The sequence below is a fragment of the Flavobacterium seoulense genome (genome assembly GCF_000695795.1).
GTDB lineage: Bacteria > Bacteroidota > Bacteroidia > Flavobacteriales > Flavobacteriaceae > Flavobacterium > Flavobacterium seoulense.
On record NZ_JNCA01000011.1, the window covers coordinates 194,864 to 221,704 of the forward strand.

20 protein-coding genes and 1 pseudogene are annotated in these 26,841 nt (G+C 32.9%); 13 read left to right on the forward strand and 8 right to left on the reverse strand.

Annotation, left to right across the window (positions count from 1 at the left end):
• Window positions 1-16: 16 nt before the first annotated feature.
• The 6 genes from FEM21_RS16700 to FEM21_RS06435 are packed head-to-tail and all read left to right on the forward strand — an operon-like array spanning window position 17 to window position 4,606.
• Entirely contained in the window at window positions 17-562 is a 546-nt protein-coding gene (locus FEM21_RS16700; RefSeq protein ID WP_236353549.1) for a carboxylesterase family protein, read from the forward strand.
• A 1-nt stretch (window position 563) separates the two neighbouring features.
• Window positions 564-1,670, forward strand: a complete 1,107-nt coding sequence (locus FEM21_RS06415) for an alpha/beta hydrolase (RefSeq protein ID WP_051627510.1) — start codon at window positions 564-566, stop codon at window positions 1,668-1,670.
• 21 nt (window positions 1,671-1,691) lie between these two features.
• Window positions 1,692-2,318, forward strand: coding sequence for a flavodoxin (locus tag FEM21_RS06420; protein WP_035658961.1), 627 nt, complete (start codon window positions 1,692-1,694; stop codon window positions 2,316-2,318).
• A 10-nt stretch (window positions 2,319-2,328) separates the two neighbouring features.
• Window positions 2,329-3,057: a carboxymuconolactone decarboxylase family protein gene (locus FEM21_RS06425; protein ID WP_035658962.1), complete on the forward strand. Its 729-nt coding sequence runs from the start codon at window positions 2,329-2,331 to the stop codon at window positions 3,055-3,057.
• Window positions 3,058-3,067: 10 nt separating this feature from the next.
• Window positions 3,068-4,126, forward strand: coding sequence for an alpha/beta hydrolase (locus tag FEM21_RS06430; protein ID WP_035658963.1), 1,059 nt, complete (start codon window positions 3,068-3,070; stop codon window positions 4,124-4,126).
• Complete coding sequence (locus FEM21_RS06435; protein ID WP_035658965.1) at window positions 4,127-4,606, forward strand: cupin domain-containing protein; 480 nt, start codon at window positions 4,127-4,129, stop codon at window positions 4,604-4,606.
• Between the two features lie 141 nt (window positions 4,607-4,747).
• Here FEM21_RS06435 and FEM21_RS06440 read toward each other — a convergent pair whose 3' ends face one another.
• Window positions 4,748-5,959 (reverse strand): site-specific integrase, encoded by a 1,212-nt coding sequence (locus FEM21_RS06440; RefSeq protein ID WP_035658966.1) that lies wholly within the window; start codon window positions 5,957-5,959, stop codon window positions 4,748-4,750.
• Window positions 5,960-6,804: 845 nt separating this feature from the next.
• Here FEM21_RS06440 and FEM21_RS06445 point away from each other — a divergent pair.
• The 6 genes from FEM21_RS06445 to FEM21_RS16800 all read left to right on the forward strand — a co-directional run bounded on the left by FEM21_RS06445 (window position 6,805) and on the right by FEM21_RS16800 (window position 15,695).
• Window positions 6,805-9,753, forward strand: coding sequence for an RHS repeat domain-containing protein (locus FEM21_RS06445; protein ID WP_035658968.1), 2,949 nt, complete (start codon window positions 6,805-6,807; stop codon window positions 9,751-9,753).
• Window positions 9,754-9,764: 11 nt separating this feature from the next.
• Window positions 9,765-10,214, forward strand: a complete 450-nt coding sequence (locus FEM21_RS06450) for a hypothetical protein (protein WP_152547377.1) — start codon at window positions 9,765-9,767, stop codon at window positions 10,212-10,214.
• Between the two features lie 5 nt (window positions 10,215-10,219).
• The gene (locus tag FEM21_RS16175) at window positions 10,220-14,785 is read left to right on the forward strand and encodes an RHS repeat-associated core domain-containing protein (RefSeq protein ID WP_051627511.1); all 4,566 of its coding nucleotides are present in this window, start codon (window positions 10,220-10,222) and stop codon (window positions 14,783-14,785) included.
• Entirely contained in the window at window positions 14,772-15,182 is a 411-nt protein-coding gene (locus tag FEM21_RS06460) for a hypothetical protein (protein ID WP_035658971.1), read from the forward strand. Before FEM21_RS16175 ends, FEM21_RS06460 begins: the two co-directional genes overlap by 14 nt.
• A 40-nt stretch (window positions 15,183-15,222) precedes the next feature.
• Window positions 15,223-15,300 carry an RHS repeat-associated core domain-containing protein gene (locus FEM21_RS16795; RefSeq protein ID WP_394332867.1) on the forward strand — a complete coding sequence of 26 codons (78 nt, stop codon included), beginning with the start codon at window positions 15,223-15,225 and terminating at the stop codon, window positions 15,298-15,300.
• Between the two features lie 185 nt (window positions 15,301-15,485).
• Window positions 15,486-15,695 carry an IS1/IS1595 family N-terminal zinc-binding domain-containing protein gene (locus FEM21_RS16800; protein WP_449404109.1) on the forward strand — a complete coding sequence of 70 codons (210 nt, stop codon included), beginning with the start codon at window positions 15,486-15,488 and terminating at the stop codon, window positions 15,693-15,695.
• On the opposite strand, the pseudogene FEM21_RS06465 reads toward FEM21_RS16800, so the two are convergent.
• The 7 genes and pseudogenes from FEM21_RS06465 to FEM21_RS06500 form a co-directional block, all read right to left on the reverse strand.
• Window positions 15,631-16,065: pseudogene (locus tag FEM21_RS06465) on the reverse strand (PcfJ domain-containing protein); the annotation flags it as partial. The gene FEM21_RS16800 and the pseudogene FEM21_RS06465 sit on opposite strands and share 65 nt — an antisense overlap.
• Before the next feature lie 115 nt (window positions 16,066-16,180).
• Entirely contained in the window at window positions 16,181-16,408 is a 228-nt protein-coding gene (locus tag FEM21_RS06470) for a single-stranded DNA-binding protein (protein WP_236353552.1), read from the reverse strand.
• Between the two features lie 504 nt (window positions 16,409-16,912).
• Window positions 16,913-17,437 carry a hypothetical protein gene (locus FEM21_RS06475; protein ID WP_035658972.1) on the reverse strand — a complete coding sequence of 175 codons (525 nt, stop codon included), beginning with the start codon at window positions 17,435-17,437 and terminating at the stop codon, window positions 16,913-16,915.
• Window positions 17,438-18,634 carry a hypothetical protein gene (locus tag FEM21_RS06480; protein ID WP_035658974.1) on the reverse strand — a complete coding sequence of 399 codons (1,197 nt, stop codon included), beginning with the start codon at window positions 18,632-18,634 and terminating at the stop codon, window positions 17,438-17,440.
• Window positions 18,634-20,850, reverse strand: a complete 2,217-nt coding sequence (locus tag FEM21_RS06485; RefSeq protein WP_035658975.1) for a type II secretion system protein GspD — start codon at window positions 20,848-20,850, stop codon at window positions 18,634-18,636. Before FEM21_RS06485 ends, FEM21_RS06480 begins: the two co-directional genes overlap by 1 nt.
• Before the next feature lie 34 nt (window positions 20,851-20,884).
• Window positions 20,885-22,291, reverse strand: coding sequence for a GspE/PulE family protein (locus FEM21_RS06490; protein ID WP_035658976.1), 1,407 nt, complete (start codon window positions 22,289-22,291; stop codon window positions 20,885-20,887).
• Window positions 22,292-22,776: 485 nt separating this feature from the next.
• Window positions 22,777-23,187 carry a prepilin-type N-terminal cleavage/methylation domain-containing protein gene (locus FEM21_RS06500; protein WP_035658980.1) on the reverse strand — a complete coding sequence of 137 codons (411 nt, stop codon included), beginning with the start codon at window positions 23,185-23,187 and terminating at the stop codon, window positions 22,777-22,779.
• Window positions 23,188-23,374: 187 nt separating this feature from the next.
• On the opposite strand from FEM21_RS06500, the gene FEM21_RS06505 reads away from it, so the two are divergent.
• The coding region (locus FEM21_RS06505; protein WP_035658982.1) for an RHS repeat domain-containing protein at window positions 23,375-26,841 on the forward strand (3,467 nt) is incomplete at its 3' end.

The following is a 26,841-nucleotide window of genomic DNA, read 5'->3' on the forward strand; positions in this document are numbered from 1 at the left end:
ATCGAACAGTGCCGAAGTGCCCGCAGGATTTGTAAATGCAAATTCCAAGGAAGAATTACTTGCTCTTTTTGGGAACAGAAAGCAAGAGGCGGCAGCTGCTTATGATGCCAATGGAAATACTGAATTTGCAAAGATGCTTGCATATGTAAATACAGACAAAGTATGGGCAGAACCTGCACGTTTTACAGCCAGACGTTTTACGGCGAAGGGTGCGCCTGCTTATCTATACCTTTTTTCATATGTTTCTGCATCTATGCAGCAATGGATGCGCTTCGGTGCATCGCACGCCTCAGAAATCAGCTATGTTTTTGACAACCTTGTAGATCGAAACAACATAGTTTTTACAGAGCAGGACAAACAGGTAGCCAAATTAATGAACGGCTATTGGATAAATTTCGCTAAAACAGGCAATCCTAATGGAAAAGGACTTCCTGAGTGGCCATTATACAATGAAAAAATAAACGAGGTTTTTGAATTCCGCCAAGATGGTTCAGCAGGTGCTATCGAAGATCTGAGAAAAAACAGACTTGATGTGATCGAGAAAACATTTGAAAAAAAATAATATGAAAAAGTTACTAGACAAATTAAAAGATATAAGGACAAATAGCTGCAAAGCCGTATTTATAGCATTGCTGTTAACCGGTTCAGCAATATTTGCCCAAAAAATTAAAAAGAATGAACCTTTGGTAATTGCGGAGCAAGGAAGTTTTGCTGTAGGAGGAACAATAATCCAGAATGAAGGCACCTTTGACCCTTACAAACCGACACCGTCAGGACAGACATTCAGAGGTGATCATGCCTATGTTTTTTATCAGGTTCCTGAAAAAGCGCATAAATACCCACTGATAATGTGGCATGGAATAGGGCAGTTTTCCAAAACCTTTGAAACCACACCAGATGGAGGTGAGGGCTATCAGAATATTTTTCTGAGAAGAAAGTTTTCTGTTTATCTAATCGATCAGCCCCGCAGAGGAAATGCAGGAAGAAGCACAGCAGCGGCAATAATAAATCCTATACCGGATGAACAGCAGTGGTTTGACACTTTCCGAATTGGAGTATGGCCGAAATATTTTGAAGGGGTTCAGTTCGCAAAAGATACAGCAACGCTTAACCAGTATTTCCGTTCGATGGTTCCCAATATAGGGCCAATTGACATAAAGGTAAATACGGATGCCGTTTCGGCTCTGTTCAATAAAATCGGACCGGCAATTCTGCTTACGCACTCTCATTCCGGCGGTATGGGATGGCTTACAGCAATCAAAAACCAGAATGTAAAAGCAATAGTTTCTTATGAACCGGGAAGCGGGTTTCTATTTCCTGAAGGGGAAGTGCCAGCGCCAATTGCAAGTTCGGCAGGACCGCTTGAAGCATCGGCAGTTCCTATGAAGGATTTTATGGAGCTGACGAAAATTCCAATTGTGATATACTACGGAGACAACATTCCTGAAAAGCCTTCTGATAATCCGGGGGCTGATGGCTGGCGTGCCCGTCTTGCAATGGCAAGATTATGGAGAGATGCCGTAAATAAAAAAGGAGGCGATGTTACTGTAGTACATCTTCCTGAAGCGGGACTTAAAGGCAACACACACTTTCCTTTTTCAGATTTAAATAATATACAGGTAGCCGATCTTATGTCGGGCTGGCTGAAGGAAAAAGGGCTGGATAAATAATTATTTGTAAAGCATATTAAAATGAAAAAGATAACTGCTTTCTGGAAGCTGGCAACAGTAATCCTGTGCATGTTTTCGGGCTGCAGCAAAGCGCAGGAAGTTGTCGGAAATATGGACAATACAACAGATAAAAAGATACTTATCGTGTATCTCTCCCGCACTAAAAACACAAAAGCAGTTGCACAAATGATTCATAAAAACGTCGGCGGTTCGATCATTGAGCTTGAATTGGAAAAACCATATCCGACGAATTATAAAGAAATCGTAAGCCAGGTGGCAAAGGAGAATGAAAGTGGCTATTTGCCTGAGCTTCGAACAGAAATTGAGAATATTGAAAAATTTGATATTGTATTTTTGGGCTTTCCAACGTGGGGAATGCAGCTTCCCCCTCCAATGAAAAGCTTTTTGAAAAAATACGATCTAAGCGGAAAAACGGTTGTGCCCTTTAATACCAATGCAGGTTATGGAATTGGAAGCAGTTTTCAAACCGTAAAGGAGCTCTGTCCAAAAAGCAATATCCTTGAAGGTTTTTCTGTTAAAGGAGGAATAGAAAGAGATGGGATTTTATTTGTGATGGAAGGAAAAAAAGAATTGGAAGTCCAGACGGATGTCGAAAACTGGCTCAAGAAAATTAATATGATCAATTAATAAAATTAATATGAAAATCAAGGCAATTATAAATCCGATACTATCTGCAATAATATTAACCATTACTGCAAGTGTAGATGCCCAGAATACTGAAATTCAAGCACTGGATGCTAAACAGCGGTCGATTGTTAAAATAGCTTCGGTTACGGCAGTTGGTGATTTAAGAAAGCTTAAGAAAGAACTCAATGTAGGTTTGAATGCAGGACTTACAATTAACCAAGCCAAAGAAGTGATCGTGCATCTTTATGCCTACTGCGGATTTCCAAGGAGTATAAGGGGACTTCAGACTTTAATGGAAGTTATTGACGATAGGAATAAAAAAGGAATTAGTGATCCTATTGGCGCAGAAGCATCACCCATTAGTGACAATAAAGACAAATACAAGCGCGGCGAAGCTATTCTGGAAATCCTTACAGCTGCAAAGCAGGATGGCCCCAAAAAAGGATATGCGGCGTTTTCACCCGAAATAGATGTTTTTCTTAAAGAACATCTATTTGCAGATATTTTTGACCGAGATGTTTTGACCTATTCAGAAAGAGAACTTGTTACGATTTCTGTGATTGCGGCAATAGGAAGAGCTGAACCCATGCTGCAGTCACATTTAAACATATGCCTGAATGTTGGTCTTACCCCAAAACAGCTGGAGGAATTTGCTGAAATTATCAAAACATCAGTTGGCATCAAAGAAGGCGAAGCTGTCGAAAAAGTGCTGGCGGAGTTATTAAAAGCTAAAAAATAAAATTTAAGTCATGAATAAATTATCAGTACTGATAACAGTAATAACAATGATAACATCGAATATGGGAAATGCACAATCCGCACAGAAAAAGTATGAGAAGAATCCTTTTTCTCTTGTATATGACGGCGCTATAACCAAAAATGAAAAGGGAAAAGTGAATATTCGTCCTGTCAGCTACAAGCTAAATGGAATCGACATTTCAGCCAACGTATATACTCAAGCAGATTACGATAGTTCTAAAAAATATCCTGCTGTTGTTGTAGCACATCCGAATGGAGGAATCAAGGAGCAGATAGCAGGATTATATGCACAGCGTCTGGCAGAGTCAGGCTATATAACCATCACCGCCGATGCGGCCTATCAGGGAGCAAGCGGGGGCGAACCTCGCCATACCGACAAACCAGCTTTCAGAGTTGAAGATATACATGGAATGGCAGATTTTATAACCCAGTATCCGGGAGCTGATGCCAGCCGTTTAGGAGTATTGGGGATCTGCGGGGGAGGCGGTTATACCTTGAAAGCCGTGCAGTCTGATAAACGTTTTAAAGCCGTTGCAACCCTCAGCATGTTTAATTCCGGCGAAGTAAGACGCAATGGGTTTCAGAATTCGGCTTTAGGGACAATTCAGGAACGATTGGTACAGGCCTCAAATGCCCGCCAACAGGAAGTTTCCGGCGGAAAAATTTTATATGCAGGTGTAGCGAGCATTACAGATGAGGAAATAAGTAAAACATCCACAGACCTTTACCGCGAAGGATATCAGTACTATTATAGGGATTACGCACATCCGAATTCTACTTTTCTGTACACAATGAGCAGCCTTCTAGACCTGATGACTTGGGACGCGGCCACCAATATGGATCTAATCACCCAGCCGCTGCTAATGATGGCAGGAAGCAAAGCGGATACAAAATATATGACTGATGAGGCATTTCCAAAAGCAGTCAATTCAGAAAACAAGGAACTTTTTATAATTGAAGGAGCAACGCATATTCAGACCTATTGGAAACCTGAATATGTAAACAAAGCGGCTGATAAACTGGTGCAGTTTTATTCAAAATATTTATAGATGAAAAAGATAAATGTTATCAGAATAGTTGCCATGGTGATTTTATTTTCAATAAACAGCGTAACTGCGCAGTCTGACAAAAAGCATAGTGATAGTGCAGATACTGTCTTTGGCAGAGGAGCTAAGATAAACAACGGCAACTTTACAGGTACGGCTTATCTAAAAATGCTTATTGATGCAGATAAAGATAACCCCATTACGGCGGGCAACGTGACTTTTGAACCTGGAGCCAGAACAAAGTGGCATCTTCATCCTGCTGGACAGATTATTCTGGCTATTGACGGCAAAGGATATTATCAGGAAAAAGGACAACCCAAAAGAGTAGTGCATAAAGGCGATGTTATAAAATGCCTGCCAAATATTGAGCATTGGCATGGGGCAAGCGAGGACAACTATTTTGTTCAGATTGCTGTGGGCAGCAATGAGAAAGGAGCGGTAATATGGTTAGCTCCTGTCACCGATGAAGAATATTATAAATGATTATAAAAATTTGATGTCAAAATTATTTCTTTTTTGAAGAGCTTGTTTTTAGAATTATTAAAAAAGTAATAATGACCTGTGGCTTCAGAAGACGATAAAAGAAACATAAAACTTTTTTTGAATTCGCAGTAATAAAGGGAATTATCTATACTTATCCATTAATTTTTTCATATCCTCTTTAATATTTATATCTAAAACTTTGGCGTAATGCTGAGTCTGCAGGATATTTGCGTGCCCCATCATTGAGGAAACGTTTTCTATTCTGATGCCGTTTCCCAAGGTGACTGTTGTGGCAAAAGTATGCCGTGCCGTGTACCATGTCAGTTTCTTTTTGATGCCGCACAGTGCCGCAATTTCCTTCAGGTATTCATTCATTTTCTGATTTGATATGGCAGGCAGAAGCGTTGGCTGCAAATGTTTGTACTTATTAATTATTCGGTATGCAGGAGGGAGCAGGGGTACATTTTCATGCATTGAGGTCTTTGTTCTGTTTGCCAGAATCCAGAGATCATCGTTGTTGTCAAGAACAAGATTTTCTTCTCTTAGAGCAGAGGCATCAGCTGGTGCATATCCAGTATAACAGCAGAATATGAAGATATCTCTGGTTTTGACTAACCGTCCTGCAGTAATTACCTCTGTTTCTATCGTTTTTAATTCTTCAGGAGTCAGATAAATTGCATCGGTTTCAAATACCTTGCCTTCATACAGGTCGAAGGGGTTTTTAATGATTAAGCCTGATTTGAGGGCATAGTTGAAGGCAGTTTTGTACATGCGCATGTACTTTACCGTTGAATTGTTCCTGATTCCTATATGGCCTTTAAAAGTGCTCTGGTACCTCAGGAATAATTCCAGATTATTAATAAAATTGCCGCTTATTGATTTCCAGCCGATGTCATTTTTTTGATGTTCTTCCCTTATAAAATTTGACAGCAGGTCTTTAGACCGCTCATATTTGCTTAGAGTTGCACGGGACCTTTCATCATGGTTAACTTTTCGGCTGAAAAAATTGATATGGAGTTCCAGAATCTCTAAGACAGTAATTTTGTCCGGCGTTTTACCGTTAAGTTCATTTTTGAGCTGAGCCAGAGAAAAGCCCTCGTCTCTGCGGATGATTTCATTATATTTTTTTTCAATTGCCAATTGGAAAGCATCCAGGCTTCTGCGGAGCGTTTTTTCTTTGTCCATCCTGAGCACACTTCGCAGCTTGTTTGTAAAATCCCATCTCTCTTTAGTTATATACTGTCCGGTTGCTATTGTGATGGAATCATGTTCATGCCAGAGACGCACATAAACCGGAGATTCATTTTTCCAGTTCATTTTTCCAGGTTTTAGAAAGAAATAAATCTTCAGCATGATCGGATCATTTTCAGTTTGAAAAAAAATAAGGATATTAAAGGTCTGAAAATTTTATCAATTTACCTATTTACGATGCTGAAAACGAGTTGAATAATACTGGTTTTTGAGGCAAGATAATACAGATTTTTTATAAAAATAGGGACACCCATAGGGACACAGAAGTATGCCTTATAATTTCAGATTTTGAAAATCTGTAATGGTATAAAAAATAATTTGTCCAGTATTTACGGGGCTTACGAGAGGAATTAATTGTTTTTGATTGCTGGGTTCGAAAAGAAAAGCTCCGCCCTAAAAACGGCGAAACCCTTAGCATTTGCTAAGGGTTTCAAATTCAGCGGAGAAAGAGGCTCCGGAACCTTTATGATAATCCCAGTAATAATGGGGCTTTATAAATAATATTTAAGAACAGGGTCACTAATAGGGTCACTAGACTTTTATAGTTTTTATTATGATTTTGTAAAATTAATAAAAATTAGTTGATTAAGTTTTAATGATTTTTAAATAAGAAAGAATTAAACATAACAACCAAATCGAAAAGTATTAAAAAATGATTTAAAAGTACAATGTAGAAGTTGTGTAATAATCTAAAACCATGATTTAAGTTTAAGAATTCTTATGGGGGCTAATTGTAATTTATTAGTTGTGATGGATCTGTTTATTTTTCAATTTAGTAGATGATTGGGAGTATTTCTAAAATTACATGAGGTGTTCAAATTTTATTTGTAAGTAAAAAATGTAGGTTTTGTTTTGTTAATTTGAAAATAGTGTTTTATATTTGTAAGTAAATGTTTAAAATTAAAGTAATGATTAAATTATTTTAATGTACAATATAAACTTATCATATGAAAGTAAAACTAACTTTAGGATTGACTATTCTCATTAATTTATTATGCTACTGTCAGGATTTGCCTAAAATAATTAAGCCCTCACCAGAAGCAGCAAATTTATCTAGATATGCCGATGTGCCTGTAAGTTTATATACTGGAAAGCCACAAATTAGTTTTCCATTATATACATTAAAATGCGGAAGTCTGGAACTCCCTATTTCTCTTTCCTATTACGCATCAGGAGTTAAGGTTGAAGATTATCCAACTTGGGCAGGTATTGGCTGGGCACTTAATGCTGGAGGTGTGATTACCAGAGTCGTTGCTAATAACGGAACTTATCTTAGTACTCCTAGTAATAATTTACCAATAAGTGGAACTGTAGAAGAGCAGTATGGTAAACTTTTAAATTTGGTAGAACATCCTGAAAAGTCTCACATTATTTATCATTATAATTTTTTACAATATTCTGGTTCATTTCAAGGAAATACTTTTAGAAAACATACTAATTTGAGAGCTGAATTTTCCACGGATTATAATTTTATAACGATTATAGACGATAATGGAATTAAATATTATTTTGAAACTCAATGGGGACTTCTTAATCAGGTTCAAACAGATTACTATTTAACTAAGATTGAGAGTGCAGATAAGTCTAATACTATAAATTTCGAATATATTCGTGGAGATTATTATTATCAAAACCCTCACATTTCAAAATTTTATATTTTAACAAGTAATGGTGCTGGTTATGCACAAGACTCTGAAGCAGTGTACGGACACAAAGAGTCTGGTGTTTTGTTAAGTAGAATATACACATCTAATAATGATTCTGTTGAATTCATTAAAAAAGATATTTATCAGTTTGGTGGACCAAATTCATTAGATAAATATAGGAAAGCATTAGATTCTATTGTTGTATATCATGACAATTATAAATCATCATCTTTTCATTTTAAAACAAACAATATCCAAACAACAAAAATATATTCTCCTTATCCAGATCAGCCTTCATTTTTGTACAGTGAAAATAAGGGAATGAATTATAGGTTGTATTTGGATGGTTTTGAAAAAATAGATGCATTAGGGAATATTGTAGATTCTCATAGTTTTGAATATTATGGAAGAACATCAGAAGGTAAAGATTTATTACCAAATAGATTTTCACGTGCTCAGGATTTGGGGGGATTTTACAATGGGCAAGATAGTAATTCTACTCTAATTCCTCCTTTAAACGAAACTTTAAGACCAGATGATTCTGGTCTATCGGATAGTAATCTTTATAATAATGGTTTTGTTTCCCCTGTAAATATTCCTGGAGCAAACCGTAACCCTAATTTAGAATACATGCAGATGGGAACTTTAAAAAGTATTAAATATCCAACTGGTGGATTAGCAAAATTTTATTATTCACAAATGGAAAATCCGCTTACTCTTGAACCGTTCTGGGGATTAAAAATCGATAAGATAGAATATCTCAATAGTGATGGATCTTTACAAAAAAGAAAGAATTATGACTATCAAAATCCAGTACTTGGTTATCCAATACCATCTTTTTGGCATTATACTTTAAAGCATAGAGATTACAACGATATAACTCCATTTCGTTTAATATGTCAAGCAAGTTCAAGCTATATGGATTGTACGGTTTATAACTCTACGGATAGTTATACTTTTGCTATAAAGTTAAGTCCTGATCCTGTTAATGATCAGGGATTGGATCAAGGTCCGATGATTGGGTATGGACTAGTTAGAGAATATGAAGAAGGAAATGGACATACAAAATATGAGTTTTCCATAGATGGCGCATATGATTATCAAGCTAAGGATCATTATGTTCAAATTTCTCAATTTTATGATGGATTTCCTCGGGAAAGTTTAGTTATGAAAAATTCTTGGCCACTTGGCCCCTTTATGGATAATAATTGGAAAATGGGAACATTATTAAATAAAGCTACGTACAAAGAGGATGGAACAAAAAAACAGGATATACGTTATCATTATTCCTATGATATTTTAAAAACGATACCAGGTATAAATATTTATAGTATACCAAAATACACATCTAATGGAGGATATGTTGCACACAATTCTTTTTATTATCATTATTTTGCATACTTAAGCGTTTGGGAGCGATTGGATTCTGTTACAGAAACAATAGATAATGTTACTAAAGTAACAAACTATATTTATGATGAACGTAAGCAGGTATCTCAAATCAGTACTGTAAAAAGTAATGGAGATAGTTTTAAAACCAATTTTAAATATCCTTATAATTATTCTTCGAATGTCTACAACAATATGGTTTCTAGAAATATAATTGCTCCGGTAATTGAAAAAACAGAAAAGATTAATAATTATCAAGTAAAATTGTTGAAAACAAATTACTCATTTTGGAAACCAGATCCATCTAATAGCAATTTGAATATGTTAACCTCAAATGATTTAACGAATCATATTTATCCATCATCAGTAGAAGTTCAATCAGATGAAAGTCCTATAGAAACAAGATTGAATTATAATAGCTACGATAATAAAGGGAATATTACAAGTGTTTCAAAAATCAATGATGTCGAGACCATCTATATTTGGGGGTACAATGAGCAATATCCAATAGCTAAAATAGAGAATGCGACCTATTCACAAGTATCTAGTAAGGTAGCTAATTTACAATTAAAATCAAATCAGGATAATGATAGGGCAGTGGATATCATTAATTCTAATGGTTCAATAAATTATCAGGGAAATGAAGGAGTATTGCGTTCCGCTTTGGCAGATCTAAGAGATTTTCTTTCAGATGCTATGGTGACTACTTATACTTACGATCCACTAATAGGAATTACAAGTATGACTGATCCTAAAGGTTATACAATCTATTATGAATATGATTCTTTTAATCGTTTAAAACAAGTCAAGAATCAGGATGGAAAAATTCTTTCTGCTAACAATTATCATTATAAGAATTAATAAAAAATAATATGAGAAAAATATTTACACATTTTACATTTTTAATGTTGATTTTCAATTTTTATCCCGTAGCGGCTCAAATTCAAGAAGATCAATTATTGGGTAATTGGGAATTAAATTACAAAGTTACTTCTGAACAGATGGCAGCTGATGCAAAAAAAGTATTTAATAGTTTACCTGAGTCCAGTCACTCCTCTATTGAAAAAGCATATAAGGGCAGACAGATTGCATTTATGAATAATCACTTATTTGAACTTAAATTATCCGATGGAAGATCTTCAGTTGGTAAATGGCAGTTAAACCTTTTTGAAAAAGTTTTAAAAATTAAAAATGATAGAAATAATAAAGAGTATTTGTATAAAATAATTGAATTAGATGATAAAATATTATTTATTGAAGAGCTAGACGTGAAAGGAACAGTCTATTTTAAAAAGCTTCATTATATAAAATCTAAAAGTTAAGAAATATGAACTTTGAAAAATTGAAAAAACTATATTGTTGGACTATTTTTATTATTCTTTTTACAGGTATTGAGTCGGTTTCGGCTCAGTATTATCTTAGTGGACCTACAACAGTATATGAAGGCAGTTATGAATATTATAGTATTACAGGTATAAATGGTCAGGAACCTTCTGATTCATATTTTACGTGGTCTTCTACGGTTGGAGTACTTGAGGGAAGTGATGGTTATGAGCAACTTAGTATGGCACTGACTTTTGATGTACCTAGAAGCGGAGTAATTACTGCGAGCTGGTATGACCCTTTTACTTATCAATATTATTATGCTTCTACTACCGTCGAGGTTAAGAAGCGACTGAATCCAGAAACCCCTTCCGCACTAACAGTAGTAAGTACTGATTGTAATAATACAGTTTTGCAACGTGGTACACCACCAGCTGGTGAGACTTGGTATTGGCAAAACACTTCTGATGGAACTAGCACATCTGATACTAGTTTAACAAAAACAGTACCAAACGGAGCAACTTATTATTTAAGAGCAAGGGATAACAATACATTACTCTGGAGTTTTTCATCAAGCAGTATATATCTTGAAAGAATTTCTGTTCCGGTAGTAGGTACTATAACTCAACCCACATTATTCAACTCAACAGGTAGTGTTGTGCTATCGGGTTTACCAAGTAGTAATAATTGGGTAATTAATCCTGGGAATATTACAGGAAATGGAACTACTAAATTAATAACAGGATTAGCAGCATCCACAACTTACAATTTTACAGTAACCAATGCCTCAGGATGTACTTCTGGTTCTTCTACAAATGTGGTAATTAATGCATCACCATCAGTTTTAGATTTACCGATATTAAGTGGTGTTACTCATGCTAATACTACAACAAATATAGGGAGTTTTACAATTACAAATTATAATCCTTCATTTATTTACACAGTAAGTCCAACAGAAGGGGTAATCTTTTCAGGAGCTACAGTTACAGCTCCACCAGGTAGCTATAGTATAGTAGCATCTTTTCAAGGGAAAATATCTCCCTCAGCAAGTGTAACAGTAAATGCTCAGTCAATTGTTTGTGGAGGAATTAGTAATGAAAATTATATTCATACCACTATACCTCAAATAGAGACAACAGATATTTCGAGCTTATCAAATGTGGAAAAACAAGAATCTGTGACTTATTTTGATGGATTAGGGAGACCAATACAAAAAATAGGAATTCGTGCAGGTGGAGGTACAAGTAGCAAAGATATCATTACTCATATTGCTTATGATAATTTTGACAGAGTAGCTAAAGAGTATTTGCCATATACCGATGATGCCAGTTGTGGTATGTTTAGAACAGGAGATATTGATATTTTGACAAAAAGTTTTTATAATACCAGTAAATATGAAAATACAATTAATCCCTACTCTGAAAAACAATTTGAAGCTTCACCATTAAACAGGGTTTTAAAACAAGCAGCACCAGGTAATGATTGGGCACTTGGTAATGGTCATGAAATAAAAATGGATTATAAATCCAATTTGGATATAGATGAAGTGAAAAAAATTAAGGTTGTTTTAGCATCTTCAATGATTAGTAATACCGTAACTTATCAGCCAGAACTTCAAAATACAGGAAGTTACTATTCGGAAAACGAGTTATACAAAACTGTTACTTATGATGAGAATTCAGCAACAAACCCAATTAATGAATCAGCTGGATCGACAGTAGAATTTAAAAATAAAGAGGGTCAGGTTGTTTTAAAACGAACATATGGAACTGTTGAAAAAGGAAGTGTTAATGAAAAACATGACACCTATTATATATATGATGATTTAGGTAATCTGAGTTTTGTAATTCCACCTAAAGCGGTAGACTTAATTGGTAATGGAACAATCCAGCAGTCAAGTTTAAATTCAACAGCAGTAGTATCTTCAGGCAATACTTTGAATCTTACAGCATCTAATTCTATTACATTGAAAGATGGGTTTTATGCTCAGTCAGGAAGTACTTTTTCAGCTGTTATTTCTTCTTCAGGCAGTTCTTCTGTTTTAGATGATTTATGCTATCAATACAAATACGATCAGAGAAATCGTTTAGTAGAAAAGAAATTACCAGGAAAGCAATGGGAGTTTATTGTTTATGATAAATTAGATAGAGTAGTCGCAACAGGACCAGCATTGTCACCGTTTAATGATACTGCTGCAGGAGCAGTAGGCTGGATGATTACTAAATATGATGTTTTTAGCAGGCCAGTCTATACAGGCTGGGAACAATCTACTACCGTAAATAGTGTTGGAAGGATAGCAAAACAAACAGCCCAGAATAGTACTTCTGTATTTAATGAAAGCAAACAAACTTCAGGAACTATAGACAGTATTTCTGTTTATTATAGTAATGCTATAGCTCCCACAAGTTTTAAATTACTTAAGGTAAATTATTATAATAATTATGATTTTCCAGGTGTAGCTGGTATTCCTAGTGCTGTAGAAACACAAAATGTAATTAGCGCTCCAGCAAGAGTAAAAGGATTAGCAACAGGATCATGGACAAGAGTCCCTACAACTCTTTTAGCCTCGCAATCAGAAATTGCTACAACATTTTATGATAATAAAGCGAGACCAGTTAGAACATATTCTACCAATTTCTTAGGAGGATATACTTTTACTGATACTAAATTGGATTTTACAGGGAAACCGGATTATACTATTAGCTATCATAAAAGACTTTCAACTGATACTGAATTAAAGACTAAAGATATTTTTACTTATTCACCTCAAGGAAGATTACTTACTCATAAACATCAAATAAATGATGGAACTGAGGAGTTAATTGCTAGTAATGCTTATGATGAATTAGGACAATTAGTTTCTAAAAAAATAGGGAATAATGTAGCTACTCCAACTCAAAAAGTAGATTATACTTATAATATTCGAGGTTGGTTAAAAGGAATTAACGACATCAGCGTATTGCAACAAGGATCAGATCCAAAGGATTTATTTGCTTTTAAAATCAATTATAATAACATACCATCACTAATTTCTGGAGTAACAGCCTTGTATAACGGAAACATTGCCGAAACCCAATGGGCAACCAATTCAGATAATGGAGTTGTAAGAACCTATGGTTATAAGTATGATAATTTAAACCGACTAAGAGAAGGTATTTATAAAAAAGAAGCTACGGTAACCAACCTTTATAACGAAAGTATGGATTATGACAAGAATGGAAACATTATGCATTTGACACGTTATGGAAGTTTAGATGATACTAATCAAACCTTAATAGATAATTTAACCTATAATTACCTTAATAATAATACAACCAATCAATTATTGAGTGTAGATGATGCCATTAGTAATAATCCAAATTTTGCAAATGAATTTAAAAATACATCTGGTAATGATTACACTTATGATGCTAATGGTAATATGTTAACGGATGCGAATAAAGGTATCACAACAAATATAGTATATAATCATTTGAATTTACCTACGAAGATTACATTTGGCACAGCTGGAAATATTGTTTACATTTACAATGCATCTGGACAAAAAGTTAGGAAAGAGGTTACTCAAGGTTCAATAACGACAACGGATTATTTAGGAGGGTATCAATATAAAGATAATGATTTGAAATTCTTTCCAACTGCGGAAGGTTATGTTGAACATAATGCAAGTTCTTATAAATACATATATCAGTATAAAGATCATCTAGGAAATATTCGTTTAAGCTATGATAAGAACTTAGTTGTTCAGGAAGAAAATGATTATTATCCATTTGGATTAAAACATACTGGATATGGATATGGTCAAGTTGTTAATTCAGATTACAAGTATAAATACAACGGGAAAGAATTACAGGACGAGAATATTGGAGGGATTCAGTTGAATTTGTATGACTATGGAGCTAGGAATTATGACCCTGCACTTGGTAGATGGATGAATGTGGATCCGCTAGCGGAAAAATATTATAATTATTCACTCTACAGTTACGTAGGGAATATGCCTACTATTGCGATTGATCCAGATGGAAAAAAAATTGTTTTTGCAAAAGGAGTATCAAAGGAGTTTAAGGCTGCATTTGCTAAAGCAATTAAGCACTTAAATAAACATAATTTAGGAGGTATTTATGCAAAATTGCAAGCCAGAAAAGAAATTATCACTATAGCAGAGCTGTCAAAAGATCAGGTTGAGAATGGAAGTTATTTTGATCCTGATACAAAGACAATTAACTGGGATCCTAACCGTGGACTTCTAACAAATAAAGGGATTATGATTTCAGCAACAACCATTTTAAATCATGAAGGAGATCATGCATTAGAGGAACTGACTAATAAAAAACAGAAAGATATAAATAAGTCCACTAAAGATAAAGATTATGATAATTTGGAGGAAAAAAGAGTTATTGAAGGTACGGAACAATTGACTGCTAAAGCATTAGGGGAAATTCAAGATGGAGAAGTTACAAGGATGGACCATGGAGGTATTGAAATGAAAGAAACAAAAGATCCAACCTCTACTTCTGCAAAAAATGAAGTTATAATAAAAGCAAAAAAGAAAAAAAATGAAGAACAATAAGATAAGAATACAGGTGTTTTTAGTATTTTTTTTATGTTTTTTTAAGAGTTTTGGACAAGAAAAAAAAGTTGCAAAACTTAAAATAACAAAAATAAATTATAGTATTGATTTTATAAAAAAAGTTGATTGTAATTCTTTTGATAAAAATTTTCCAAAAGCAAAAACCTATTGTATTAATAGTAAAGATAAAATAGATAGTATTCAACAGATTTTAAATAAGATAGGTGTTATGAAATATGATTACAACTCTGTTTATGAGGTAGATACTAGAGGGAAACTTGTGGTGTTTTATTCGAATAATTCAAGTGATACTATTTGTATATCATTAGCTGCTTTGAGGTTTGATAATCGGATAATTACAGATAGAAAAATGATTGACTATATAATTAAATTATAGCTTAAACGGGAAAGAACTTCAAGATGAGATAGAACTTAATATGTATGATTATGGAGCTAGAAATTATGACCCAGCTTTAGGGAGATGGGTAAACTTAGATGCATTATCAGAAGGGTAATGTATCAGATATGTTGGTGGTTAATTATTCCATCTAATGTTTACAGAAAATCAGAGATTTATAGTAATATCGTGTAAAAATTAAAACAGCTTTCGGGCTGTTTTTCTATTTTATAATTCCTTAAATCAAAAAAAGTGAGCTCAAACTAGACCATGTGTTACAGATGTGTTGGTGACATTCGAAGCATGATAAAGTATGGAAAGACAAAGTTTGGAAATCAAAGATATATTTGCAGAAAATGTGGAAAAACTAGAGTTGAGAATTATATTTATCAAGCCTATAAATCAGATATCAATTATAACATTATTCAATTAATCAAAGCGGGATTTTTTATACAGTTTCATTTTTATTTTTTTTCATTCGTGAGCACACCTGATACAGATTTTTTTGCATAAGATTGAGAATCATTTTATGATGTTTAGAGTTCTTGTTTTTCAAGCCTCTGCACTGAACTATTTTCATTTTAGAAAGTGAAACTTCAATAGTTTCAATAGGTATGTTATCTATTCGGGCAGAGAAGATTAAAGAATCTTTCCTTTTAAAATATTCATTAGTAAAAATGCAGTGATTTAATGTATCGCCCTCTTCCATGAATTCCTGTACATTTTCTAATAAAGATATAGTAAGATTTTCATTGGAAAAAGAAAGCCCAAAAAATGGCTTTTTTTGTTTGGTGTATAGTTGTTGTTCTTTTAGAATTTCATGTCGCATTTTTTCCAAATATTGTTTTCGTTGTAATGCTCGTTTTTTTACAACCAATTTATCATGTGCCTGATGTAAATTTTCAGGACATACGAGAGAGGGAGAATTTAAGTCTTTTTTAAACCATTGAAAAAGGTAAGACTACCTAAAGCTCTACCATCGCTACTGTTGTAAACATTCAATCCAATACGTCCAAAGAGTTGAACCAATGCCGCTTTTTTAGCCATTGGGCAGTTTTTGAGTTGAGCCAATAAGAACAATTGATATAGGTTACTATTTCTTTTATTTCGGTACTACCTTTAGGTTTGTAACTTTCATTGATAGCAATGCTAAAGTTTACTACCTCTTTGTTCTCGTTCACTTTGTGAACGCTTGCATCTGCTGTTAATCTTCCTGTGATTTCCATAACTTTAAGTTTTAAAGATTACTGTTTGATTTTTGTATTCTCTGAAACCGTCTCTCTCATAAAAATTTTTCAAAAGAAAAAACGGAAAAAAAGAAAGCCAGATGCAAGTAGCGCATCCAGTACAGAGTGCTATAAGTCCCGAAGGGTGAATAAGTTAATTGCAGTTCATTATGCGCACGACGTATTGGGGCGTTACTATCTTAGCTGCCCTTTTAGTCCGTTTCAAATGAAAACCTGAATAAAACTTTTAAATCAATTGATTAACTGCTTTTTGTTGTAGTCGAAAAATGTTTAAATATTTATATGAAGAGTATAGAAAGAGCTAAACTAATTGTACTATTTGCGGGAGTAATAGAAAATCTTTACTTTGATAACAGTCTAGTCAAGGAAGAGATTTATAAAAAGATGCTATTTATAAAGCAAATTTAGAATTGATAAGGAGAATTATTTGTTTTGTTATGCTTCAAAGAAGCAAATAAATTTATTCTTGTGTAAAATCGAATATCAATTCACACCACTATTTTTTTGTAAAATGACTTCAACAAAAAGTTGATCCACATTAGTTTTAAAATTCTTCTTTTTGATAAAGTTCAAATGTTTGATACTTCCCAAATTAGGACTGTTTTCAATTTTATTGAGTAAGGATAGGCAGCCATTATAAGAACCTTCTAATGAAAAAATATAACTACTATTCACAAAACCTTTATCAGTAACAATATGAGGTTCTTTAAAATCAATAACTTTAAGATGATGGATATTGCAAAAGTTATTTAACTGTTTGAGTAAATCATTTTGGAAAGACTCTGAAGTAGTAATATTATATTGTGATAAGAGTTCGTCTAATTGATTCTCTTTTTGATGTAATTGATAAGCTAATTTTGGAGAAGAGCTATTGTCTGTAATCAATTCTTCTTTACTATGATACTCTTTATAATACTTTATCGTATTTGAAATAGCAAAAGCATAGCATATATACAATGCAAAAGCAAAGCCGAAAAGTAAAAATTTATTTTTCTTGTTTAATTTCATCTATTTTAAAGTTAGTTTAATAGTGAATAGGGTTTCATGAGTATCATTTTTTCCAAAATGAGTGATTACGACTTCATCAATCCATTTCAATTTTTCAATAGCTTCAATCCATAAAGTAAAATCTTGGTTGTTCATTGTGGTGCCAGATACTATTATGATTTTATCTGAAGCAATGATGGCTTCCTTTGCTTTAATCTTTCTTTCGAGAGGTTGGTACACCAACTCGGTGAGTAAAATAGAAGAAGGTACCCTTTTGGTAATTTCATTTAGTATGGAAGTACTTTGCGATTGTACTCCTGCCATAACATTTTTTAATTTTTGCTCTTTGGAGAGCATACGTTGTTTAGTCTTACTGATTTCTTCAAGAGAAGATTTGTTCAGCATCAAATTCACATCTGTTTCCTGAGATAAATTGTAATAATGAGAAAATACAAAGAAATTGATTAATAGAATTCCTAGTACTATTCCAATTGCTACTTTAAGTCCTTTTGAAAAAAAGTTACGTTGAAGATAATTATCATATTGTTTCTGACTATATTCAATTGTATTACCTGTGTTTTGGCTACTTTGAGATAAAAAGCCTAATACACTTGAAAAAGCTACAAGGTGACTGTTTTGAACAGATAACTCGTTTATAATATAATTTGTTTGAGGTGTTTCTGTATTTGGTGTCAGTATGGGATTGGTCTCATTCCAGGATACAGTCTGATGATTGGTCATGAATGTATCATTATCCGTATAAGCAATAATTTCAGATAAAGAGCATACGCCGAGATGAATACCTGCAATGACAATTTCTTGTTTTGTATAATCTTCTAATAGAGATTCTATATAGGTTTTTCTACTGATTGCTATAATAGATTTGGTTTCTAATCGCCAAATTTCAAAATAAAACTCATCCCAATTGGTATTAGGAAAAGCTTTGTGTAATAGTTTTTCATCTACTAAATCTACGCCAGCTACTTCTTTCTGAATAACCTGATTGGTATTAACTGTTAGAATATAAGGAATCTTTTTATCCCATTTTTCAGGGAAAGTTCCATTGTAATTTACTTTGTCTTTTTTTAAAATACGTAATTCTTCTTTTTTATTTTCAAGCAACAAGACTGCAATCATTTCTTCACCATTCGAGGAGAAATGCTCGATACAGAGGTATTGATTACCAATTAAAACAGAAGATAGCGAAGGGAATTTCATTAGTAAATAACAGTAGGTTTAATTAATACCGATAATTTTTTCTTAGAATCTTCTCTTTTTCTGGAGCTGAATAACCATTTGATAACAGGTATTCTGGATAATATAGGTACTCCAGTTCCAGAATCATTTTTTACAGATTCTTCAAGACCACCAAGTACAATAATATCCTGATCTTTGACACGAATAATAGAAGTAAACTCTCTTGAATTAATTCCCGGGGGAGCGTCTTTATCTACTTTTTGACCATTAAAACTTGACTGAATTACTTTAATATCCATAGTAATCTGACCATCGCCTGAAACCAAAGGCATAATGGTTACTGATAATTCTGCATCAATCGATTGATAGTTTTTCACTTCAGAAGCCTGTGGAATTTGAGAACCATAAAAATTCTGATTGGTTACCACATAATAAGTCGTTTCACCAATAGACAAAAAGGCTTTATGCCCATTTAAAGTAGATAATCTAGGGGATGATCGGATTTTTAAATTCCCATTAGTTTCCATCGCTTTTAGGCTCAGATAGAAATTAGGAACTACACTACCCACATTCAAAGATCCAAAACCGTCAAAACCATTAATGATTTTATTGATAGTAGTGGCACCAAGAGTAATATCAGCACTAGGAAAAACAGTTCCGGAAGTAGTTACAGGTTTATCACCAATACCTGCATTGATACCAGTTTCTACAGTAGCACTTTTGTTAACTTCAAGAAGCATTACTTCAATTAATATAACAGGCACAGCCTTATCGATATATTTTATGAAAGATTCAAAACGTTCAATATTGGTAGCAGGACCATTTACTAAAAAACTATTTAATTCTTTATCAATTTTAATATCCAGATCCGCTTTTATTTCGTCAGGGATTATACTTAAAATAGACTCGGAAGGATTACTAGTATTTGTACTCGATGAGGAGTTAGTACTTAAATTAGAATTATTGTTCTGAGAAGGAAAATTGGAATTGTTTTTAAAGTCTAATGAAGTGTTATTATAGCTAGAAAAATTGTTAGTATTAGGATTGATTCTTCCGGCAGTTCTGCCTTCCTTAGAAGGATCACTCAATAACTCAATGGAACGATGCATTAATGGAATCGACTTAATATTTCTAACGATTAATTGATTTTTGGTTCCAAAATAATATACATTCCCATTTCTTCTGTACGTATAAGTATCGTTTCCAATTCCATTCCCAGCACTTAAATTTCCGTTTCCATTTCCAATATTATTAAACGAAGGAGATTGTTGAGAAGGATTGTTATTTGCTAATGCTTTGCCTTCTGTTTTAGTTTCAAATAATTTGTCAAGCAAAGCATCAAAGCTTATGTTTTTAGCTTTTACAGTTGCGTTACCAGCGCTTTCTAATGGACTGGAAATAAATAGATCAATATCTAATTCATGTCCAATATCATAGACGATATTTGAAATTGGAGTATTTTCAAAATCCACATCTATTATTTTTTTATCAGCATCAACAACATTAAAGAAAAAGTTTGATTTTCTGGCTCTTTGTGGCTTGCTTTGACGGATTGCATTCGCGTTAGCATTTCCTTCTGTTCCAGTAGTAGGAGTGTAATTTCCTTCTAATTGGTCAAAAACATAAAAATTGTCTCTCGATTTTGTTACAGTTAGATTATTGGCATAAGCTAATTTGTTTAAAGCTGCATCAAAAGGCATATTCTTGATATATGCTTGTAATAATTGATTTTCTAATCCCGGAGCAAATACAATATTCTTGCCGCTCTCATCCATGATTTTTTTGAAAACATCATATAGAGGGTCTTTTTTTAAATCCAATGACAGAAAATCATTTGAAGCATCATAAGAAACAATTATAGGCTTTTTTACAGGTATTTCAACAGCTTTTGTAAACGGTTTTATCGCAAGGATATTCCCTGTGAATTCAATAGTAAGATTATATTCTTTACAAAGAAAAACCAATAAATCACCCACAGTTACATCCGAGAAATTATTGACAATATTTTTATTATTCAGTTCTGGTGAAAGACTAATATTTACCTTATGAATTTCTGAAACAGCTAATAAAAAACTCGAAAGAGAAGTCTCTTTGATATTGATGTTTACTTTTTCGGATAAGCCTTTTACATCAGTACTAATTGCTTCGATATTATTTTTTATTTGTTGCATTCTATTCTCTTGCGAATAGCCTAACTGAAAAAGAAAGAATATAAGTAAAATGGTAATTTTCTTCATGAAAGCGTATAAATTGAATTAGCTAATATAGGTTTTATTGGAGCAATAAAGAAAAAACTTCATCGATGGAGGTAGTTCCTTCTTTAATTAATGACAAAGCGTTTTTTTGCAACGTAAATATTTTTTTTTCTTCGATATAATCATCAATGGCTAACTGATTGTTTTTAATTAAAGCTGCCAGTTCTGTATCTATAGGAAGTATTTCATAAATAGCCTTTCTTCCGGAATAACCAGTGTGATAACAATGTTCACAGCCTACAGCTTCATGATGAGAAAGAAGATCTTTTGGAATCTCAAAACCACTAGGGAATGAAGCAGTAGCTATTGGTTTTTCGGTTTTACAATGGCTGCATAATTTTCTAACTAATCGTTGTGCAACACTTATGTTAAGTGTACTGGCTATTAAGAAAGAGGGAATCCCCATATCAATCAATCGGGAAACTGTTGCCCAAGCGGAATTAGTATGTATCGTTGATAAAACCAAATGTCCGGTTAAAGCCGCTCTGATTGCCATATTAGCGGTATTTACATCACGAATTTCACCCACCATAATGATATCTGGATCTTGTCGTAAAAAAGTTCTCAGTGTACTGGCAAAATCAAGTCCGATGTTTTCTCTCAATTGGACTTGGTTAATTCCTTCAAGGGTATATTCTATTGGATCTTCAACGGTAAGTATGTTCGTATTAGCAAGATTCAGTTTCTTTAAAGTGGCATATAAGGTCGTTGTCTTTCCAGAACCAGTTGGACCAGAAATAAGAACAATACCATTAGGCTTTTTAATGTTCTCTAGAAAAGTACCTAATTCTTTTTTTGTAAAACCCAGTGCATTAATATCGATATGGCTGGTATCTTTACTGAGAATACGTAAAACCACTTTTTCACCATGAAGAGTTGGCAGGATAGAAACCCTGATGTCAAAATCTTCATAATCGGTTACAATAGTAATACGACCATCCTGCGGTAACCTTTTTTCAGAAATATCAAGCTGTGCTCTAATTTTTATTTTATTGATGAGAATAGGATATTCGTCGGTAGTAATGTGAAATTGTTCTTTTAATTTTCCATCCAATCGAAAACGAACTCTGGCATTTTTTTCATAAGGTTCGAAGTGAATATCACTGCTGCCTATTTCTTTAGCATTCACGATTATCTTTTCCAGAAAGTCAGCAGAATAATGAATGGTTGAAACTGATTTAGCTGATGACTTGCGATAATTGGTATTTAAATAGCGGTTTAGATTTTCAGTACTTTCTTTTCTTAATTTTGTAGGAAATCCTAATAGAACAGCTAATTCGGTTTGCAAGCCAAGAATATCAGCAACATCCGTCTTTAGTACAATTTGATAGTCTAACTTTTCGATAGGGATAATCCGGTAATGAAATGCTTGCTCAGCACTTACTAATTGTTGTAAGGCTATGGGAATATTGAAGTCTGTCATTAGTTAGTAAGCATATAAAAAATGAAAATTACAGAAAAAACTAAGGCTGTATACTGCAGCAAAAAATAAAGACATATAACCTGCTAAAGGAACTGTTTTTTCTATCTGTTTGTACTTTAATACCAGATGTAAGATTAGTGAAAAAATCAAGGAAAAAACAAAAAGAACCCAAAAGGATACAATAGAAAAAGAAAAAGCAATCGCTATAAAAAATAAAATATCTCCTAATCCTAAAACGGATTGTAGTAAAGATTTTTTCAATTTCAATCTGGCATATAAATAACTAAAAATTAATAAAAAAAGAACCAATAATAAGTTGACACCAGAATTTATTAATGCAATATTCAAAGGGAGAATTTGGGCTTGCAATATAAAAACAAGAATGCCTACAACGGGATACAAAAACCAATAGACTTTTCGGTCTTTATAATCCTGAAAAAAAATAAGGCTAAAAACACCCAGTATAAGAAGTTTTAATAGCCACATCAATCGTTAATGATTTGTTTAGGAACACCATTTTGATCAATTTCCCACACATTAAAAACACCATTACCATTAAAATCAGTCAAAGCAGTTGCTTTAACCTTGAACTCAGTATCAGAAGATTGAATAATTTCATAAGAATAGTTAGCACTACCATTTTCTTTAACAGTTTTAGGAGCTTCAAAATCGATTTCCGCAAAATTAGAACTGTATTTTGAGTACATAAAATAATACTGTTTTTCTGCATTATAGATAGCTTTCAGCTGTACCTGAGCCTCAACACTTTTGGCTTTCGTAATCAAAGGCATCAGATTGGGTAGTGCAATTAAGAGTAAAATTCCAATAATCGCCAATACAATTAGCATTTCTTGAAGATTAAAAGAGAGGATTTTTTTATTTATAAAATATTTCATGTATAAGTGCTTTGTTGACAAAAGTAATTAAAAAATGTAAGAAAAAAACATTCGTTATAATCTTGTTAATTAAAATATAATTTATATTATTGCGTGAAAAATAATATAAAAAACAACTTTCTTAATTGAAAAAACCAATCATTAAACTATTTTTTAATATATCTAATAAATAAATTACTGCTGTAAAATGAAAATAAAATTAACTCTATTTTTGATTGTCTTTATTAATATATTTATTCATTCTCAGAGCATACCTAAGGTTATACCTCCTTCACCTAATGCAGCATCATTAGCTCATTATGCAGACATACCAGTAAGTAATTATACAGGAGTTCCTAATATATCTATCCCTTTATTTAATGTCAAATCGGGGAAAATAGAATTACCAATTTCGTTGAGTTATCATGCATCAGGTATAAAAGTTGCACAAGAAGCAAGTCAAGTAGGTTTAGGTTGGGCTTTAAATGCAGGAGGAGTAATTACGCGGCAAATACGAGGATCTGATGATTTTAAAATTGGTGGCTTTTATAATAATACAGTTCCTCCATCCACAGTAGATTATTTATCACATACTCCAGGTGCGCCTAATTGTCCCCCAGTCATATCACCGCCATATTGGGGGGAGTATTATCATTGGTTAAACTATCCAGACCATCTTTACCGAATTGATGGAGAACCTGATATGTTTTATTTTAATTTTATGGGGTTATCTGGTCAATTCTTTTTTCAAAAAATAAATGGAACTTTAACTGCCACGTGCATCGATCAAAATAATTTGAAAATTATTCGTGGAGGAGAAGCAGGAGGAGAAGGATTTACTATTGTTGATGGTAATGGTTGGAAATATTATTTTGGAAGCGGTTTGTATTCAACTGAAAGTACAACAGATTATGATTACAGTTTTAATAATATTATCGATATTAATCACGAAATTTTTCAAACAAGAAGAATAGGAGGTTATGATTCATCTACAGAGGTTAGTACTACTGCTTGGTATTTAACAAAAGTTGCATCACCTGAAGGAGATGAAATAGAATTTGTATATGCAAATAATTCATCATATAAAACATTAAGTAATCTTAATTATAGCGAGCATCTTGTACAATTAGTTAATCTTTCGAATTTACAAGATCAAATTACCACTGCTAATCAACGTTCTTCAAGCGTAAGCCAGCAAGATGTTCGAGATGTTTATCTAAAAAAAATTGTTTTTAAAAATGGCTATATTGATTTTCAAACAAGTGACAGAGAAGATTTACGTAATTATAACGGTAGTTCGTTTATTTTAAAAGCACAAAAAATGAAGTCAGCTGAGTTATTTGATTTGAATAATAATTCTGTAAAAAAAATAGATTTTAATTATAGCTATTTTAATGAAGATATAATCCAGTCCGATCCTAACCATAAAGAAGATTTTTTAAGATTAAAACTAGATTCTGTTGTCGAATCTTTTAAAAATAAAGATTCAAATACATATAATAGCTTACCTCCCTATGTTTTCACATATAATTCTATTTCTCTTCCTGATAAATTATCTTTTTCAATTGATCATTGGGGATATTTTAATAACAAAAATAATACTCAAATAGACTTAGATGCCTATAGATATGATTATAATGGTTTAAATCACACTAATAACTCTATAGGTTATAGTTATCCTATTCGCATGTTAACCCCTGCTTATAAAAATTTAAGTGCTGCTGATGTAAAGTATTTAGGTGGAGCTAATCGAGATGTAAATCCTGAAATGGCTCAAGCTGCTATTTTGAAAAAAATAACTTATCCTACAGGGGGTAGTATGAATTTAAATTATGAATCTAATACCTATTACTTTACTGAGGATTATGCGCCAGATCTTTATGATGAAGATCGTATAGAATTTTATATAACTGATTATTCTGATGCAAATCCTTGGGAACAAAAGGAGGCAACCTTTACAATTTATGAGCCTACTTTATTTTTTATGGATTATTCTGTATATAAAAATGATTATAATTACAGCAGTAATCCAACATCTTTTGTTGGACAAGCTTATGTGAAAAATGTAAACGGTAATATAATTAGTTTTTTACCTTCTAATATTGAATTTAATGAATGGGGTACATATACAAAAAAGAAGTCCGTATTCTTAGAACCTGGAACTTATAAATTATATGTCGATAAAGGGACTGATGTGTTTTCTGATGTCATGCTTGGTGCTTACTATGATAGAAAGAAGCCCGTTTTTCAAAAGAATGGAGCAGGTCTTCGTATTCAATCAATTGAAACTATTGATTCAAATAAAATAATTAAAAAAAAGAAGTATTCTTACAATAATGAATTTGGTTATTCAACAGGTAGGTTATTAAGTCCTGTCAGTTATTGGTACAATGAATCACTAGAAATCAATTCTAGTTTTGGAATAGATTCTGATCATGGTTCGTATGATGGATTGACAAACTTCATTGTTCGTACCTCAAATAGTGTAATACCATTTGGTTATTCTGCTCAAGGAAAAGTTATGGGATATAATGAAGTAACCGTTTCTGATATTGATTCCGTTAATGCAACTTTAGGAAATGTTAAATATTTTTATAAAAATAGTGTAGATATACCATCTTCTTATTTTATAGTGGGGGATGGATACAGAGTAGATCCTAACAATGGGCAACTATTAAAGGAAATTTATCAGAATAATAACGGAATAAAAGTAAAAGAAAAAAGTTACTCATATAATTCTTCTAGTATATTTACTAGAGCAGTTAAGAAGTATGTTATTGGTTTTCCATATCAACAAACTTGTCATTACGTATATGAACCAGCACCAGAGCTGGGTACGATTGTCCCTGCAAAACAATTTGTGAAAATTTTCAATATTGAGTCTAATTGGAGTTACCTTAAAGGAACAACAGAGAGTATTTTCGATAAGGATGGTAACAATCCAATAACGACTATTACAAATTATAAATATGATAATCCTGCACATAAAAATTTAACGGAGACTCAGACTACTAATAGTAAAGGAGAAAGTATTAAAACAATCAATAAGTATCCATCGGATTATCCTACAGGAACAGGAATGGCTTCAACTGTTTTTGATGGTATGATTTCAAAGAACCTTATTAATCCAGTTATAAAACAAGAAACTAAGATAAATGATAACTTATTTTCAACCCAAGTAACAGCTTATAAAGATTGGGATTTAGATACCAATAATGATGGTATTGCTGATGATATTTTTCTTCCAGAATTTATTAAAACAGCAAAAGGTACAAATTCTTTAGAAAATCGTATTCAGCACCATAGTTATTATGATAATGGTAATATAAAAGAGGTCTCTAAAACTGATGGAACACATGAATTTTATATATGGGGGTATAAAGGAGAATACCCTATAGCAAAGATTGAGAATTTCACATCTTCGCAAGCTACAGCAATACAATCTTTGATAGATGCTGCGGTTACTGCATCTGATGCTGATATTTCGGTAGCTACAGAAAATACACTTCGTCAGAAGCTAAATGATATAAGGAATAATGCTGCCCTTTCAGGAGCAATGATATCTACTTATACTTATGATCCATTAATAGGAATTACTAGTATAACTGATTCTAAAGGCTACATCATTTACTATGAGTATGATGAGTTTAATCGTTTAAAACAAGTCAAGAATCA

Bases quoted from the DNA above. Each gene is read 5' to 3' on its own strand.
- FEM21_RS06415 (WP_051627510.1), top strand. From the start codon at position 564: ATGAAAAAGTTACTAGACAAATTAAAAGATATAAGGACAAATAGCTGC.
- FEM21_RS06420 (WP_035658961.1), top strand. From the start codon at position 1,692: ATGAAAAAGATAACTGCTTTCTGGAAGCTGGCAACAGTAATCCTGTGC.
- FEM21_RS06425 (WP_035658962.1), top strand. From the start codon at position 2,329: ATGAAAATCAAGGCAATTATAAATCCGATACTATCTGCAATAATATTA.
- FEM21_RS06430 (WP_035658963.1), top strand. From the start codon at position 3,068: ATGAATAAATTATCAGTACTGATAACAGTAATAACAATGATAACATCG.
- FEM21_RS06435 (WP_035658965.1), top strand. From the start codon at position 4,127: ATGAAAAAGATAAATGTTATCAGAATAGTTGCCATGGTGATTTTATTT.
- FEM21_RS06440 (WP_035658966.1), bottom strand. From the start codon at position 5,959: ATGCTGAAGATTTATTTCTTTCTAAAACCTGGAAAAATGAACTGGAAA.
- FEM21_RS06445 (WP_035658968.1), top strand. From the start codon at position 6,805: ATGAAAGTAAAACTAACTTTAGGATTGACTATTCTCATTAATTTATTA.
- FEM21_RS06450 (WP_152547377.1), top strand. From the start codon at position 9,765: ATGAGAAAAATATTTACACATTTTACATTTTTAATGTTGATTTTCAAT.
- FEM21_RS16175 (WP_051627511.1), top strand. From the start codon at position 10,220: ATGAACTTTGAAAAATTGAAAAAACTATATTGTTGGACTATTTTTATT.
- FEM21_RS06460 (WP_035658971.1), top strand. From the start codon at position 14,772: ATGAAGAACAATAAGATAAGAATACAGGTGTTTTTAGTATTTTTTTTA.
- FEM21_RS16795 (WP_394332867.1), top strand. From the start codon at position 15,223: ATGTATGATTATGGAGCTAGAAATTATGACCCAGCTTTAGGGAGATGG.
- FEM21_RS16800 (WP_449404109.1), top strand. From the start codon at position 15,486: ATGATAAAGTATGGAAAGACAAAGTTTGGAAATCAAAGATATATTTGC.
- FEM21_RS06470 (WP_236353552.1), bottom strand. From the start codon at position 16,408: ATGGAAATCACAGGAAGATTAACAGCAGATGCAAGCGTTCACAAAGTG.
- FEM21_RS06475 (WP_035658972.1), bottom strand. From the start codon at position 17,437: ATGAAATTAAACAAGAAAAATAAATTTTTACTTTTCGGCTTTGCTTTT.
- FEM21_RS06480 (WP_035658974.1), bottom strand. From the start codon at position 18,634: ATGAAATTCCCTTCGCTATCTTCTGTTTTAATTGGTAATCAATACCTC.
- FEM21_RS06485 (WP_035658975.1), bottom strand. From the start codon at position 20,850: ATGAAGAAAATTACCATTTTACTTATATTCTTTCTTTTTCAGTTAGGC.
- FEM21_RS06490 (WP_035658976.1), bottom strand. From the start codon at position 22,291: ATGACAGACTTCAATATTCCCATAGCCTTACAACAATTAGTAAGTGCT.
- FEM21_RS06500 (WP_035658980.1), bottom strand. From the start codon at position 23,187: ATGAAATATTTTATAAATAAAAAAATCCTCTCTTTTAATCTTCAAGAA.